The sequence below is a fragment of the Enterobacter sp. RHBSTW-00175 genome, assembly GCF_013927005.1.
GTDB lineage: Bacteria > Pseudomonadota > Gammaproteobacteria > Enterobacterales > Enterobacteriaceae > Enterobacter.
In genome coordinates this window covers 4,490,871-4,506,913 of record NZ_CP055930.1, presented here as the reverse complement: position 1 = coordinate 4,506,913, position 16,043 = coordinate 4,490,871, and the positions used below count along the sequence as shown (strand labels likewise).

Sequence of the window (16,043 nt, the reverse complement as noted above, 5' to 3'; positions counted from 1 at the left end):
GTGCGAAATAATTATTCTGGATTTAGAACTTTCATAACAGGAAGCCAATGGAAAAGAAACTTGGCCTGAGTGCTTTAACTGCACTCGTTTTAAGCTCAATGCTGGGCGCGGGTGTATTCAGTTTGCCGCAAAATATGGCGGCCGTAGCAAGCCCTGCGGCGTTACTCATTGGCTGGGGTATCACCGGCGCCGGAATATTGTTGCTGGCCTTTGCCATGCTGCTGTTAACCCGCATTCGCCCGGACCTCGACGGCGGGATTTTCACCTATGCGCGGGAAGGTTTCGGTGAACTGATTGGCTTCTGTTCAGCGTGGGGCTACTGGCTGTGCGCGGTTATCGCCAACGTCTCTTATCTGGTGATTGTCTTCTCTGCCCTGAGCTTCTTTACCGACACGCCAGAGCTGCGTTTATTCGGTGACGGCAATACCTGGCAATCTATTGTGGGTGCATCGGTACTGCTGTGGTTTGTTCACTGGCTGGTGCTGCGTGGTGTGCAAACCGCAGCAAGCATCAACCTGGTGGCAACACTCGCCAAACTGGTTCCACTCGGCCTGTTTATCGTGCTGGCCTTTATCGCGTTCCGCCTGGATGTCTTTAAACTCGATTTCACCGGTATCGCGCTTGGCGTCCCTGTCTGGGAACAGGTGAAAAACACCATGCTTATCACCCTGTGGGTGTTCATTGGTGTTGAAGGCGCGGTGGTGGTTTCTGCGCGTGCGCGCAATAAGCGCGACGTTGGCCGCGCTACACTGCTCGCGGTTATTTCGGCGTTGGGGGTGTATCTGCTGGTGACATTACTCTCACTCGGCGTTATTGCACGTCCTGAACTGGCCGAAATGCGTAACCCGTCAATGGCCGGGCTTATGGTTAAAATGCTGGGTTCCTGGGGCGATGTAGTGATTGCGGCGGGACTGATCGTTTCCGTGTGCGGTGCCTACCTGAGCTGGACTATCATGGCTGCCGAAGTGCCATTCCTGGCCGCCACGCACAAAGCGTTCCCGCGTCTGTTTGCGCGCCAGAATAACAACAATGCGCCGTCGGCGTCGTTGTGGCTGACCAACATCAGCGTGCAGGTCTGTCTGGTGCTGATCTGGCTCACAGGTTCTGACTATAACACCCTGCTGACCATCGCCTCTGAAATGATTCTGGTACCCTATTTCCTGGTGGGTGCGTATTTGTTAAAAATCGCCAGCCGCCCGGCACACTATGCCGTGGGCGTAGGTGCCTGTATTTACGGGCTATGGTTATTGTATGCTTCCGGGCCTATGCACCTGCTACTATCTGTGGTGTTATATGCGCCGGGTCTGCTGGTGTTTATCTACGCCCGCCGCACGCATCAGTTGGATAATGCGCTAATGCGCCGTGAAATGGCGTTGATTGGATTACTACTGGTTGCTGCCGTACCAGCAACGTGGATGTTAATGGGATAGCATCGTCTTTCCCATTGTTGAACTGAAAGGAGACTACGATGGGAAATACACAGCAACGCCCTATTCTGATTACTGGCGGAGGCCGCCGTATCGGCCTCGCCATCGCCCATCATTTTCTCAACCTTCACCAGCCGGTGATCGTCAGCTATCGCAACGAATACCCTTCCATTGAAGGGCTACGCAAAGCCGGTGCCGTCTGTATTCAGGCCGATTTTTCAACCGACGAAGGCATTCTCGCTTTTGCTGAAAAAGTGAAATCCACCACCAGCGGGCTGCGGGCGCTTATCCATAACGCCAGCGCCTGGCTTGCGGAAAAACCCGGCACGTCGCTCAGCGATACGCTCGCTGGCATGTTGCAAATCCACGTTAACGCCCCTTACCTGCTTAACCACGCGCTGCTGGACCTGCTGCGCGGGCACGGGCACGCTGCGGCCGATATCATCCACTTCACCGATTATGTGGTAGAGCGCGGCAGCGACAAGCATATCGCCTACGCGGCCAGCAAAGCGGCGCTGGACAACATGACGCGCTCCTTTGCCCGCAAACTGGCGCCTGAGGTTAAGGTCAATGCCATTGCTCCGGCGATGATTTTATTTAATGAAAGCGATGACGCGGAATACCGCCAACAGGCGCTGAATAAGTCGCTGATGAAAATCGCCCCCGGCGAGAAAGAGGTTATCGATCTTATCGATTACCTGCTGACCAGCTGCTACGTGACCGGCAGAACCTTCGCGGTGGATGGCGGCCGTCCGCTGCGTTAGTGGAAACGGCTCCAGAAAAAGATAAGCACCCAGGCGCTGAGGCTCCAGCAGACAACGGCTCCGCCCAGCGCCAGCGGTAAACGCAGAAACCCGGTGAAATACCACAGCGACAGCAGATAAAGAAAATACGGGATTATCGACCACATGCCGAAAACGATAGTGGTTCTCAGGGCTTCAATGCCCCGCTCAGAGGCAACGATATAGTGTGCGATAAGCGCGAATGTCGGGAACAGCGGAATCAGCCCGGCGATGTAATAGTTCTTCGTTTTCGCCAGAATGCCAATCAGTAGTACCACCAGCGCACCCAACGCCGCTTTAATCACCAGCCCCATGATTTTTCCTATAACAATCAAATAACAATGTGAACCAGAATAACGGAACTGACGTTAATTTTGAAAGATTAATGGAAGGTTAAGGTTGCGCGGTGTATGTTGGCTTTTTTCGCGATAACAGACGCTGTATGAATAAGATTGTTTATGTAGAAGATGAACCCGAAGTTGGGCAATTGATCGCCGCTTATCTGGGTAAACATGATATGGACGTCATCGTCGAACCTCGTGGCGATCGTGCTGAAGAGGTTGTAGTCCGCGAAAACCCCGATCTGGTGTTGCTGGATATTATGCTGCCAGGCAAAGATGGGATGACGGTGTGTCGCGACCTGCGCGCTCAGTGGGATGGCCCGATTGTGCTTCTCACCTCTCTGGACAGCGATATGAACCATATTTTGTCGCTGGAAATGGGGGCTAATGACTATATTCTGAAAACAACGCCTCCGGCGGTGCTCCTCGCGCGTTTACGGCTTCATCTTCGCCAGCGTGCAAGCGTTGAACGCGAAGCGCCGGCACCGTCACTTACGCCGCATAAAGCAATGCGTTTCGGTACGTTATCCATTGACCCGATTAACCGCCAGGTTCTGTTATCCGGTGAGCTGATTGCCCTCTCAACGGCAGATTTTGACCTGCTGTGGGAACTGGCAACCCACGCCGGGCAGATCATGGACCGGGATGCTCTGCTGAAAAACCTGCGCGGGGTCAGTTACGACGGCATGGACCGCAGTGTGGACGTAGCCATTTCGCGCCTGCGCAAGAAACTGCTGGATAACGCCACTGAGCCATACCGTATTAAAACCGTGCGTAACAAGGGCTATCTTTTCGCCCCACACGCCTGGGAAACCTGATTACTTCGTCATCCGGGATCGTTAATGAAAAAGCTGTTTGTGCAGTTTTATCTTCTGCTGTTTGTCTGCTTCCTGGTAATGACCATGCTGGTCGGACTGGTCTATAAATTCACCGCCGAGCGTGCGGGCAGACAGTCTCTGGATGATTTGATGAAAAGCTCGCTCTATCTGATGCGCAGCGAATTACGCGAAATCCCGCCACACGACTGGGCGAAAACCTTAAAAGAGCTGGATCTGAATCTGTCGTTTGATCTGCGTATTGAGCCGATGAAGGATTTTGAATTAGATCCACCCGCCATGCAGCGACTGCGCGACGGAGATATTGTCGCGCTTGACGAAAAATACACCTTTATCCAGCGTATTCCCCGCAGCCACTATGTGCTGGCGGTGGGGCCGGTGCCCTATCTCTATTATCTGCATCAGATGCGGTTGCTGGATATGGCGCTGCTGGCGTTTATCGCCATTTCTCTGGCTTTCCCGGTCTTTATCTGGATGCGTCCCCACTGGCAGGACATGCTGAAACTCGAATCCGCGGCGCAACGCTTTGGTGAAGGGCATCTGACCGAACGCATCCATTTTGACAGCGGTTCCAGCTTCGATCGTCTGGGCATCGCGTTCAACCAGATGGCCGATAACATCAATGCGTTGATAGTCAGTAAGAAACAGCTGATCGACGGCATCGCCCACGAATTACGTACCCCGCTGGTGCGCCTGCGCTATCGGCTGGAAATGAGCGAGAATCTTACCGAGGCCGAATCTCAGGCGCTCAACCGCGATATTGGCCAGCTCGAAGCGCTGATTGAAGAGTTGCTGACTTACGCACGCCTCGACCGCCCGCAAAACGAACTGAACCTCAGCACCCCTGACCTGCCCGTCTGGCTGCAAACCCATATTGATGACGTGCAGAGCGTTAACCCGCAACGGGCGCTGCTGACTACGGTTACGCCCGGTGATTATGGCGCGCTGGATATGCGCCTGATGGAGCGCGTTCTCGATAACCTGATGAACAACGCCATGCGTTACAGCGAAAGTACGCTGCGTATCCGTTTAGATTTACAGGGCAGTCAGGCCAGTTTGTCCGTTGAAGACGACGGGCCAGGTATTGCCCCGGATGAGCGAGAAAAAGTCTTCGAGCCGTTTGTGCGCCTTGATCCAAGCCGCGACCGTGCAACAGGCGGCTGTGGGCTGGGGCTGGCCATTGTCTATTCTATTGCGCAGGCAATGGGCGGCACAGTTCACTGTGGCGAGAGCGAACTGGGCGGCGCGCAGTTCTGCTTTAGCTGGCCGGTCTATCACAACATCACCCTTCCCGTTCCTGCCTGACATTAACCGCACGCTGGCCCGACCCGGCGTGCTGTGCTATATCATTAAGTATGTTGTAACTAACGAAGGGACATCATGGCAACTTACGACCTTATTGAACGGCTAAACACTACATTTCGGGAAATGGAGCACGGGTTACTCACCCTGACAGAGCGTTTGCAGACCTGCCGATTACTGGCGGCGCGTGTGTTTACCCTGCCGGAGGTCGGCAAAGGGGCTGAACACGACCCGCTCGACACCATCGAGGTGAAACAGCAGATCGGCAATGCGGCGCTGGAACTCACCCTGCTACATTATCGTCGCCTGTTTATCCAGCAGCAGTCAGAAAACCGCAGCAGTAAGGCTGCCGTCCGTCTGCCTGGGGTGATTTGCCTGCAAACCGATACCGCCACGCGGGAAGCGCTGGAAACCCAGATTGCGCATATCAATGCCCTGAAAGCGGCGTTTGAGAAGATAGTCACCGAAGAGTCGGGGTTAGCCCCTGCTGCCCGTTTTGAATGGGTGCACCGCCAGCTACCGGGGCTGATTACCCTGAATGCCTACCGAGCCCTGACAGTCCTGCGCCACCCCGCCACGCTGCGGTTTGGCTGGGCGAACAAGCACATCATCAAAAACTTCACCCGCGATGAGATCCTCGCCCAGCTTGAAAAAAGCCTGAAAGCCCCGCGCACCGTGGCCCCGTGGTCACGGGAACAGTGGATTGAACGTCTGGAGCAGGAATATCACAGCATTGCGTCTTTACCAGCGGATACGCGGCTTAAGATAAAGCGCCCGGTGAAAGTGCAGCCTATCGCTCGCGTCTGGTATTCGGGGCAACAAAAACAGGTGCAATACGCCTGCCCGACGCCGCTGATTGCACTCTATGATGCCGACCAGGGCGCGGTGGTGCCGGATATTGGTGAACTGCTGAATTACGATGCCGAAAATGTTCAGCACCGTTATAAGCCTCAGGCGCAGCCGCTACAGCTGATCATTCCACGGCTGCACCTGTATGTGGCAGAGTGATTATTTCAGGCTGCCGACCATGTCCTGCGGACGTACCCAGGTGTCGAACTCGGCTTCTGTCAGATAGCCGAGCGCCAGCGCCGAGGCCTTGAGAGTCAGCCCTTCTTTATGGGCTTTTTTAGCAATTTCAGCCGCTTTGTCGTAACCGATATGCGTATTGAGCGCGGTGACCAGCATCAACGACTCATTCAGCAGCTGGCTGATACGGTCGTGATTTGGCGCGATCCCCACTGCACAGTGCTCGTTGAAACTTTCCATACCATCTGCCAGCAAGCGAACCGATTGCAGTACGTTATGAATGACCATCGGGCGGAAGACGTTCAGCTCAAAGTTACCGGACGCGCCCCCCATATTCACGGCCACATCGTTACCCAGCACCTGGCAGCAGAGCATGGTCATGGCTTCGCACTGGGTCGGGTTCACTTTTCCTGGCATGATCGAACTGCCCGGCTCATTCTCCGGGATGCTGATTTCGCCTATACCGCAGCGCGGGCCAGACGCCAGCCAGCGCACGTCGTTGGCAATCTTCATTAACGAGGCCGCCAGCCCTTTCAGGGCGCCGTGGGTATGCACCAGTGCGTCGCAGGTGGCAAGCGCCTCAAACTTGTTTGGCGCGGTGACAAACGGCTGTCCGGTGATATCCGCCAGCTCTTTGGCCACGCGCACCGCATACTCAGGGTGCGTATTTAAACCGGTCCCAACCGCCGTTCCACCCAGCGCCAGCTCCGCCAAATGCGGCAGGCTGTTATCAATGTGTTTAAGATTATGCTCCAGCATCGCAACCCAGCCGGAGATCTCCTGGCCGAGCGTCAGCGGCGTGGCATCCTGAAGGTGTGTACGGCCAATCTTGACGATAGTACTGAACGCCTGCGATTTTTCGTTGAGGGTCTTTTTCAGCACATTCAGCTGCGGGATAAGTTGCTCGCGAATGGCGATCACCGCCGCCACGTGCATTGCCGTCGGGAAGACATCGTTAGAGCTTTGGCTCTTGTTCACGTCATCGTTCGGGTGAACCTTACGTTCCATACCACGTACGCCGCCCAGCAGTTCGCTTGCGCGGTTTGCCAGCACTTCGTTCATGTTCATGTTGCTTTGCGTGCCAGAGCCGGTCTGCCAGATGGCAAGAGGGAATTCATCGGGGTGTTTACCTGCCAGCACCTCATCAGCCGCGTTGATGATGGCCGAGGCTTTTTCTGCCACCAGCAACCCTAAATCCTGATTCACTTTGGCTGCGGCGCGTTTCGTCAGTGCCAGCGCCTGAATCAGCGAAACGGGCATTTTCTCTGTTGAGATGCGGAAATGCTCCAGCGAACGCTGGGTTTGCGCGCCCCATAGCTTGTCGGCCGGGACGTCGATCGCGCCCATAGAATCTGTTTCGCGACGATGCGTTGTCATTACTTTCTCCTTGATAACAAAGATGGGATTGCTCACATGCTTAAGAGATAAGTATTGATGGCTTCTGAATTACTGTATGGCGCTTTGTGCGCTCTTTAATGTGCCGGGTGGCGCTGACGCCACCCGGAATGCCACAGAACTACTTCACACATGCCGAACACTGGGAAGACTGGATCTGTTTGAAGAAGTCATTACCTTTGTCGTCCACCAGAATGAACGCCGGGAAATCTTCTACTTCGATTTTCCAGATAGCTTCCATACCCAGTTCCGGGTACTCCACGCATTCAAGGCTCTTGATGCTGCCCTGCGCCAGTACCGCCGCCGGGCCACCGATGCTGCCCAGGTAGAAGCCACCGTGTTTGTGGCAGGCATCCGTCACCTGCTGGCTGCGGTTACCCTTCGCCAGCATAATCATGCTGCCGCCGTTGGCCTGTAGCTGGTCAACGTAGGAATCCATGCGCCCAGCGGTGGTTGGGCCTAACGAACCGGAAGCATAACCTTCAGGCGTTTTCGCCGGGCCGGCGTAGTAAATCGGGTGATCTTTAATGTACTGCGGCAGACCTTCGCCATTATCCAGGCGCTCTTTCAGTTTCGCATGGGCGATGTCGCGTCCAACGATGATGGTGCCGTTCAGGGAAAGACGGGTCGAAACCGGGTACTGTGAAAGCTGTGCCAGGATCTCACTCATCGGGCGGTTCAGGTCAACGTGTACCGCTTCACCCTCACCCGCTTTGCGCAGCTCTTCCGGGATATATTTGCCTGGGTTGTTTTCCAGTTTTTCGATCCAGATACCGTCGCGGTTGATCTTCGCTTTAATGTTGCGATCCGCAGAGCAGGAAACACCCATCCCTACCGGACAGGATGCACCGTGGCGCGGCAGGCGGATCACGCGGATATCGTGGGCGAAGTATTTACCACCAAACTGCGCGCCGAGCCCCAGGTTTTGCGCTTCCTGCAACAGTTCCTGCTCAAGCTGCACATCGCGGAACGCCTGGCCGTGTTCGTTACCTTCCGTCGGCAGGCCGTCGTAGTATTTGGTAGAGGCGAGCTTAACGGTTTTCAGCGTGCTTTCGGCAGACGTCCCGCCAATAACAAACGCAATGTGATACGGCGGACATGCCGCAGTACCCAGCGTACGCATTTTCTCAACCAGGTAATTCTTCAGCTTGCCCGGCGAGAGCAACGCTTTCGTTTCCTGATAGAGGTAAGTTTTGTTGGCAGAACCGCCCCCTTTGGCGATGCACAGGAATTTGTATTCGTCGCCGTCCACACTGTAGAGATCGATCTGCGCAGGCAGGTTAGTCCCGGTGTTGACCTCTTTGTACATATCCAGCGCCGCGTTTTGCGAATAACGCAGGTTGTCTTCGATATAGGTGTTATACACGCCGTGCGCCAGCGCAGCTTCGTCACCACCACCGGTCCAGACACGCTGGCCTTTTTTGCCGGTGATAATGGCCGTGCCGGTGTCCTGGCAGGTCGGCAGAATGCCTTTGGCGGCAATATCGGAGTTACGCAGGAATTGCAGTGCCACGTACTTGTCGTTTTCGCTGGCTTGCGGGTCGCTCAGGATATCGGCAACCTGCTGCTGATGCGCCGGACGGAGCATAAAAGAGGCATCATGAAACGCGTGTTGCGCCAGTAAGGTCAGCGCCTGCGGATCCACTTTAAGGATCTCCTGCCCTTCGAATTCAGAGACAGAAACATGATCGCGGGTTAACAGGTAATATTCGGTCTGATCCTTACTGAGGGGAAAAGGATCTTGATAATGAAAGGGTTTGTTCGACATTGTTCTCTCACTTACTGCTTCGGTCTGATTATTTGGGCAGGCGTTCCGCTGCCCGCTTAAAAGCGAGTTAGCCTATCCTACACAATTTTTTAACAAAAACTGAGACTAGTACGACTTTTTACATCCGAAGGTTACTTCCACACGGTTTATTGCTTTAATACCCGGAGTTAATTCCACTTTTGAATCAGGGCTTGATAATGCAAAAACTCATCAACTCAGTGCAAAACTACGCCTGGGGAAGTAAAACTGCGTTAACGGATCTCTACGGTATCGCGAACCCCGACAACCTGCCGATGGCAGAGCTGTGGATGGGCGCGCACCCGAAGAGCAGCTCAAAAATTGAAGACGCCAGTGGTCAGACTCGTTCCCTGCGTGACGTGATCGACGCCGATAAAGCGGCGCTGCTGGGCAGTAAGGTTGCCAGCCGTTTTGGCGAACTGCCATTCCTGTTTAAAGTGCTGTGTGCCGACCAGCCGCTTTCTATTCAGGTTCATCCGAATAAAAAAGCCTCTGAAATTGGCTTTACGAAAGAGAACGCCGCGGGTATTCCACTGGATGCCGCAGAGCGTAACTACAAAGATCCTAACCACAAGCCTGAGCTGGTCTTTGCATTGACCCCATTCCTGGCAATGAACGCATTCCGCGAGTTCTCAGAGATTATTTCTCTGCTGCAACCCGTCGCGGGGGCGAATAAAGCCATCGCCCACTTCCTGCAAAATCCAGACGCAGCAGGGTTGAGCCAGCTGTTTGCCAGCCTGCTTAACATGCAGGGAGAAGAAAAAGCGCACGCGATCGCAGTGCTGAAAGCCGCGCTGAGTAGCCAGCAGGGCGAGCCGTGGGACACCATTCGCGTGATCGCAGAGTTTTACCCGGATGACAGCGGCCTGTTTTCCCCGCTGCTGCTGAACGTAGTGAAGCTGAATCCAGGCGAAGCGATGTTCTTGTTTGCTGAAACCCCGCACGCCTACCTGCAAGGTGTGGCGCTGGAAGTGATGGCAAACTCCGATAACGTGCTGCGCGCGGGTCTGACGCCGAAGTACATCGATATTCCGGAACTGGTTGCTAACGTGAAGTTTGTCGCCAAGCCTGCTTCAGCGCTGCTGACGCAGCCGGTGAAACAGGGTGCGGAGCTGGACTTCCCGATCCCGGTGGACGATTTTGCCTTCTCTCTGCATGACCTGAGCGACGCTGAAACCGCCATCGCCCAGGAGAGCGCCGCGATTCTGTTCTGTGTGGAAGGTGAAGCCGTTCTGCATAAAGACGCACAGCGCCTGGTGCTGAAGCCGGGTGAATCTGCCTTTATCGCCGCCAGTGAGTCGCCGATTAGCGTAAGCGGCACTGGCCGACTGGCGCGTGTTTTCAATAAGCTATAAGCACTTACTGAATTTTTTAACAACTCTTGCTAAGCTAGTTGAAGACTTTATATCACCGGGCGGTTTTTACCGCCTGGTTTCATTTTAGGGATAGTCGCAATGAAAAAATCGGTCGTAGCGGTTGGGGTTATTGTTGCATTAGGCGTGGTCTGGACAGGAGCATCCTGGTTTACAGGAAAACAGCTGGAAGGCCGTCTGGCTGAGATGGTGACGCAGGCCAATGGCGAAATCAAACGTAGCGCGCCAGAAGCTGGCGTGGAGCTGAGTTATCAAAACTATCAGCGCGGCGTGTTTACCAGCCACATGCAGCTGGTCGTCAAGCCGGTGGCAGGAAATGAAACCGCCTGGCTGAAGCCTGGTCAAAGCGTGGTACTGGACGAAGTCGTGAGCCACGGCCCTTTCCCGCTGGCACAGCTGGCCTCTTTTAATCTGATCCCATCGATGGCGTCGGTAAAAACCGTTCTGGTGAATAACGACATCACGAAGCCGCTATTCGATATTGCGAAAAATACTTCGCCATTTGAGATAGATACCCGCATTGGCTATGCCGGAGATACCCGTTCCAGTATCGCGCTGAAAGCGCTGGACTACGAAAACGGTAACGAGAAAGTGGCTTTCAGCGGCGGCAATTTCCAGCTCGACGCCGATCGTGACGGCAACGTCTTCACCCTGACCGGTGAAGCACAAAGTGGCCTGGTGAATGCCGTTAACGAGTACGACCAGAAGGTTCAGCTCACATTCAATAACCTGAAAGCCGACGGCAACAGCCGCATGACCAGCTTTGACGAGCGTATTGGCGACCAAAAGATCAGCCTGGAAAAGCTCGCCATCGCGGTTGAAGGTAAAGAGATGGGCGTGCTGGAAGGAATGGATCTGACCGGCAAATCAGATGTATCCAAAGACGGTAAAAGCATCAATACCCAACTGGATTACAACCTGAAAAGCCTGAAGGTACAAAATCAGGATCTGGGCACCGGTAAACTGTCGCTGAAAATTGGCAATATTGATGGGGCCGCGTGGCACCAGTTCAGCCAGAAATACAGCAAAGAGAGCCAGGCGCTGTTGACGGATGCCGCACTGAAGCAAAACCCTGAAGTTTATCAGCAGCAGGCGATGGCGGTGCTGTTCAACAATCTGCCGATTCTGCTGAAAGGCGATCCGGTTATTACCGTTGCACCGCTGAGCTGGAAAAACAGCAAAGGTGAAACAAGCTTTAACCTCTCGCTGTTCCTGAAAGATCCTTCTACCGCCACAGGTGAGCCACAGACGCTGGCCCAGGAAGTGGACCGCACCGTGAAATCGCTCGACAGCAAGCTGACTATTCCGATGGATATGGCCACCGAGCTAATGACCCAGGTCGCGAAGCTCGAAGGTTATGGTGATGAAGATGCCGGTAAGCTGGCGAACCAGCAGGTGAAAGGCCTGGCGGCGATGGGGCAGATGTTCCGCATCACCAAACTGGAAGACAACACCATTTCAACCAGCCTGCAATATGCAAACGGCCAGGTGACGCTCAACGGCGACAAAATGCCACTGGAAGATTTTGTCGGTATGTTCGGAATGCCTGCGATGGGAATGCCGGACCCGGCTGAACCTGCCGACCCGACAGCACCAGCAGCACCGGCTGTGCCTCAACAATAAATATCAAAACCCCTCGCAGAGGGGTTTTTTATTGCCGGGCAATGTGCTGAGAGTTACTTCACCGGTACCAGCCGTGCCGTCACAATCTGATGCCCGGCCTGTACCTCGGTGTTCTCGATTCGCTGCATGATCCGGTCAGCCAGCGTGTGTCCCATCTCGCGTGCGGGTGTGGTTGCCCAGACGATGGGCAGATCGTCCAGCGCATTTTCGCTGACATCAGCAAAAGCACCTAACGCTACCTGCTGACCAAAGAACGTTTCAACGCCTCCTTCACCGCTCTGACGCCCCGCGCGCATAAGGCCAAACCATGCCCCCATCGCGATGGTGTCGTTGTAGCAAATTACGGCGCTAATTGTTGGGTTACTGCGCAGTAACGAACCTATCGCCTCGGCGGCTTTCTTCTGGCTGGATTCGCACTCCACCACCCACTCACTGTGGAACGGCAGCCCGTATTTAATCAGCGTGGCGCAATACCCCCCCACCCGCTCAGCCCGCGTCAGGGAGGAACTTTTCCCGCCCAGCCAGGCGATACGCTGATGGCCACGACGGATAAGATGTTCGGTCAGCATTTGTGCGGCCTGCATGTTGTCAGGACGCAGTGTATCCGCTTCGTCTAGGTAACTGGCGCGCGATGCAAACACCAACGGCACGCCTTTTGCGGCGGCGCGCTCGCACAGTTCACTGCCGACACCGGACGCCCCGGCGATAATCACGCCATCAACGCCCTGCGTCAGCAACATATCCAGACGCTGTAGAAGCTGATCGGCCTCGCGCCCGCCGTGCAGCAAAAACACCATTCGTCCCTGCGCTTCCAGCGCTTCGGTCAGACCGGCGGTCAGTTCTGCGTAAAACGGTGAGGTCAGATCGCGCACAATCAACCCAATCACACCGCTTTGCCCGCCGCGCAACGCCGATGCCTGGCGATTACGCACAAAACCCAACTGCTCAACAGCCTCGTTAACTCGCTGACCCGTGGCGGAAGAGATGCGCCCTTTTCCGCTAAGAACCAGCGAAACGGTACTGACAGACACGCCAGCCGCCAGTGCGACATCGTTGATGGTGATTTTTTTCGCTACAGCCATGTGTTGGCGTGACTCCCTGATAATGAGATCGGTAAAACGTTTTATCAATACGTTATCTTTATACTCCCTGCGAAAGCCTGAGAATGTGATTTAGCGCGCACTAAAGTTTGATAAAACGTTTTATCTTCTCGCAGCATTGAAGCAGGAAAACCTATTTTAACAATAAAGGAGTCGTTTTATGACGACGAAAGCAGCACAAAAAATATCGCTGTGGGAGTTTTTCCAGCAACTGGGTAAAACCTTTATGTTGCCCGTGGCACTCCTCTCCTTCTGCGGGATCATGCTGGGGATCGGCAGCTCGCTGAGCAGTAACGATGTTATTACGCTGATCCCGTTCCTCGGCGCCCCTGTGTTACAGGCGATCTTCATCTGGATGAGTAAGGTCGGCTCCTTTGCATTTAGTTTCCTGCCCGTTATGTTCTGTATCGCGATCCCGCTCGGGCTGGCGCGCGAAAACAAAGGCGTTGCCGCTTTCGCCGGGTTTGTCGGCTACGCGGTGATGAACCTTGCCGTTAACTTCTGGCTGACGGCGAAAGGCATCCTGCCAACAACCGATGCCGCCGTACTGAAAGCAAACAACATTCAGAGCGTCATTGGCATTCAGTCTATTGATACAGGTATTTTGGGTGCAGTGATCGCGGGCGTTATTATCTGGATGCTGCACGAACGCTTCCACAATATCCGCCTGCCGGATGCGCTGGCGTTCTTTGGTGGCACACGTTTTGTCCCGATCGTCACCCTGGTGGTCATGGGCCTGTTTGGTCTGATTATTCCTCTCATTTGGCCGGTCTTTGCGCTGGGCATTAACGGAATCGGGCGCATCATTAACGGTGCCGGTGATTTTGGCCCGATGATCTTTGGTACGGGCGAACGTCTGCTGCTGCCATTTGGTCTGCAACATATCCTCGTGGCGCTGATCCGCTTTACCGAAGCGGGAGGTACCATGGACGTGTGTGGTCACGATGTCAGTGGTGCGCTGACCATCTTCCAGGCACAGCTGAGCTGCCCGACCACTCACGGCTTCTCTGAGAGCGCAACCCGCTTCCTGTCGCAGGGTAAAATGCCTGCGTTCCTCGGCGGCCTGCCAGGTGCTGCGCTGGCGATGTACCACTGTGCACGCCCGGAAAATCGCCATAAAATTAAAGGCCTGCTGATTTCTGGCGTGATTGCCTGCGTTGTAGGCGGCACAACCGAGCCTATCGAATTCCTGTTCCTGTTTGTTGCCCCGGTGCTGTACCTCATTCACGCGGTGTTGACCGGTCTGGGCTTTACCGTCATGGCGGTGCTGGGCGTGACTATCGGTAACACCGACGGCAACGTGATTGACTTTGTGGTGTTCGGCATCCTGCACGGCCTGTCGACCAAATGGTATCTGGTGCCGGTTGTGGCGGCTATCTGGTTCGCGGTGTACTACGGGATCTTCCGCTTTGCTATCACCCGCTTTAACCTGAAAACCCCGGGCCGCGATACTGATACCGCTAGCGGCGTTGAACAAGCCGTTGCCGGGACAGTGGGTAAATCCGGCTATAACACCCCTGCAATTCTGGCGGCGCTTGGCGGAACGGATAACATAACCTCACTGGATAATTGCATTACGCGCCTGCGTCTGTCGGTTAACGATATGTCGAAGGTCGACACCAATGCCCTGAAGGCAAATCGCGCCATCGGTGTGGTGCAGTTGAATCAGCATAATTTGCAGGTTGTCATCGGCCCGCAGGTACAGTCAGTCAAAGATGAGCTGGCTACCCTGATGCGAACAGTAGAAGCCTGATGCCTCGCCCCCTCTTCGTGAGGGGGTTTTACTTTAAGGACCAATGTGATGTTTGATTTTTCTACCGTTGTAGACAGACACGGCACCTGGTGCACCCAGTGGGATTATGTTGCCGACCGTTTCGGCGCCGCCGACCTGCTGCCGTTTACCATTTCGGATATGGATTTTGCCACCGCCCCCTGTATTACCGATGCATTACATCAACGCATCAGCCACGGTGTATTCGGCTACAGCCGCTGGAAAAACGATGAGTTTCTTGCCGCCGTGGCACACTGGTTCCAGCATCGCTTTAACAGCCGCATTGATACAGCGTCTATTGTTTATGGCCCATCGGTCATTTATATGGTGTCGGAGCTGATTCGTATCTGGTCAGACGCAGGTGACGGCGTTGTGGTACATACCCCAGCCTATGACGCCTTTTACAATGCCATCAACGGCAATCAGCGCACTGTTGTGCCCGTGGCGATGGAAAAAAATGCTGCTGGCTGGCTGAGCAATATGGCGGCACTGGAAGCCGCGCTCGCCAGGCCGGAAAACAAAATCCTGCTGCTGTGCAGCCCGCAGAACCCAACGGGTAAAGTATGGACACGGGAAGAGCTGCACCGGATGGCGGAACTTTGCGCGCGATATAACGTAGCGGTCATCAGCGATGAAATCCATATGGATATGGTGTGGGGTGAGCACCACCATACCCCGTGGAATGAAGTTGCGCGCGGAAAATGGGCCCTGCTGACCTCGGGCTCCAAGAGCTTTAACATTCCGGCACTTACCGGAGCATACGGTTTGATTGGCGATGATGAAAGCCGCAATGCCTACCTGAGCGCGCTGAAAGGCCGCGATGGGCTCTCTTCCCCTTCCGTGCTGGCGCTGACGGCGCACATTGCAGCTTATGAGCAAGGTGCCCCCTGGCTGGATGCGTTACGCCGTTATCTGGAAGAGAATCTGCACTACGTTGCGCGTGAATTGAACAGCGCTTTTCCGAATCTGAACTGGCAGCCCCCTCAGGCGACGTATCTTGCCTGGATAGACTTAAGCCCTCTGGACATTGATGACAAAGCGCTACAAAAAGTCCTGATTGAGCAGCAAAAAGTCGCCATTATGCCGGGATATACCTACGGTGAAGAGGGTAACGGTTTTGTCCGCATTAACGCGGGCTGCCCGCGCAGCAAGCTTGAGCAAGGGGTTCAGCGGCTTATTGCCGGGATTAGCGCACTCCTCTAATTGACTTGCGCAACGGAATATTACCTTGCGCAAATAGCTTTTTACCCCGTTTTGTTTTTATAATATGGCGCACTTTAA

The 16,043-nt window shown here is 54.6% G+C and carries 13 protein-coding genes; 9 read left to right on the top strand and 4 right to left on the bottom strand.

What is annotated here, in order from left to right; genetic code table 11:
* Nucleotides 1-47: 47 nt before the first annotated feature.
* Both HV107_RS21815 and folM read left to right on the top strand, forming a co-directional pair.
* On the top strand, nucleotides 48-1,430 hold the full coding sequence (locus tag HV107_RS21815; RefSeq protein WP_182060806.1) for an amino acid permease: 1,383 nt from the start codon (nucleotides 48-50) through the stop codon (nucleotides 1,428-1,430).
* 38 nt (nucleotides 1,431-1,468) lie between these two features.
* Entirely contained in the window at nucleotides 1,469-2,191 is a 723-nt protein-coding gene (gene folM / locus HV107_RS21810; protein ID WP_182060805.1) for a dihydromonapterin reductase, read from the top strand.
* On the opposite strand, the gene HV107_RS21805 is transcribed toward folM, so the two are convergent.
* Nucleotides 2,188-2,523, bottom strand: a complete 336-nt coding sequence (locus HV107_RS21805) for a GlpM family protein (RefSeq protein ID WP_182060804.1) — start codon at nucleotides 2,521-2,523, stop codon at nucleotides 2,188-2,190. The genes folM and HV107_RS21805 overlap by 4 nt on opposite strands.
* A gap of 128 nt (nucleotides 2,524-2,651) precedes the next feature.
* Between HV107_RS21805 and rstA the strand changes: the two genes are divergently transcribed.
* The 3 genes from rstA to tus all read left to right on the top strand — a co-directional run bounded on the left by rstA (nucleotide 2,652) and on the right by tus (nucleotide 5,696).
* Nucleotides 2,652-3,368: a two-component system response regulator RstA gene (gene rstA / locus HV107_RS21800; RefSeq protein ID WP_182060803.1), complete on the top strand. Its 717-nt coding sequence runs from the start codon at nucleotides 2,652-2,654 to the stop codon at nucleotides 3,366-3,368.
* A gap of 24 nt (nucleotides 3,369-3,392) precedes the next feature.
* On the top strand, nucleotides 3,393-4,691 hold the full coding sequence (gene rstB, locus HV107_RS21795) for a two-component system sensor histidine kinase RstB (protein WP_182060802.1): 1,299 nt from the start codon (nucleotides 3,393-3,395) through the stop codon (nucleotides 4,689-4,691).
* Between the two features lie 75 nt (nucleotides 4,692-4,766).
* Nucleotides 4,767-5,696: a DNA replication terminus site-binding protein gene (gene tus / locus HV107_RS21790; protein WP_182060801.1), complete on the top strand. Its 930-nt coding sequence runs from the start codon at nucleotides 4,767-4,769 to the stop codon at nucleotides 5,694-5,696.
* Here tus and fumC read toward each other — a convergent pair whose 3' ends face one another.
* Nucleotides 5,697-7,091 (bottom strand): class II fumarate hydratase, encoded by a 1,395-nt coding sequence (fumC, locus tag HV107_RS21785; RefSeq protein WP_182060800.1) that lies wholly within the window; start codon nucleotides 7,089-7,091, stop codon nucleotides 5,697-5,699.
* 139 nt (nucleotides 7,092-7,230) lie between these two features.
* The gene (fumA, locus tag HV107_RS21780; protein ID WP_182060799.1) at nucleotides 7,231-8,877 is read right to left on the bottom strand and encodes a class I fumarate hydratase FumA; all 1,647 of its coding nucleotides are present in this window, start codon (nucleotides 8,875-8,877) and stop codon (nucleotides 7,231-7,233) included.
* Between the two features lie 197 nt (nucleotides 8,878-9,074).
* Between fumA and manA the strand changes: the two genes are divergently transcribed.
* Both manA and HV107_RS21770 read left to right on the top strand, forming a co-directional pair.
* Entirely contained in the window at nucleotides 9,075-10,250 is a 1,176-nt protein-coding gene (gene manA / locus HV107_RS21775) for a mannose-6-phosphate isomerase (RefSeq protein WP_182060798.1), read from the top strand.
* Nucleotides 10,251-10,349: 99 nt separating this feature from the next.
* Nucleotides 10,350-11,891, top strand: coding sequence for a YdgA family protein (locus HV107_RS21770; RefSeq protein ID WP_182060797.1), 1,542 nt, complete (start codon nucleotides 10,350-10,352; stop codon nucleotides 11,889-11,891).
* 53 nt (nucleotides 11,892-11,944) lie between these two features.
* On the opposite strand, the gene HV107_RS21765 is transcribed toward HV107_RS21770, so the two are convergent.
* Nucleotides 11,945-12,973 carry a Mal regulon transcriptional regulator MalI gene (locus HV107_RS21765; RefSeq protein WP_182060796.1) on the bottom strand — a complete coding sequence of 343 codons (1,029 nt, stop codon included), beginning with the start codon at nucleotides 12,971-12,973 and terminating at the stop codon, nucleotides 11,945-11,947.
* A 178-nt stretch (nucleotides 12,974-13,151) separates the two neighbouring features.
* On the opposite strand from HV107_RS21765, the gene malX reads away from it, so the two are divergent.
* Both malX and HV107_RS21755 read left to right on the top strand, forming a co-directional pair.
* The gene (gene malX, locus HV107_RS21760) at nucleotides 13,152-14,744 is read left to right on the top strand and encodes a maltose/glucose-specific PTS transporter subunit IIBC (protein WP_182060795.1); all 1,593 of its coding nucleotides are present in this window, start codon (nucleotides 13,152-13,154) and stop codon (nucleotides 14,742-14,744) included.
* A gap of 48 nt (nucleotides 14,745-14,792) precedes the next feature.
* Nucleotides 14,793-15,965, top strand: a complete 1,173-nt coding sequence (locus tag HV107_RS21755) for a MalY/PatB family protein (protein WP_182060794.1) — start codon at nucleotides 14,793-14,795, stop codon at nucleotides 15,963-15,965.
* The last annotated feature ends 78 nt before the right edge of the window (nucleotides 15,966-16,043 follow it).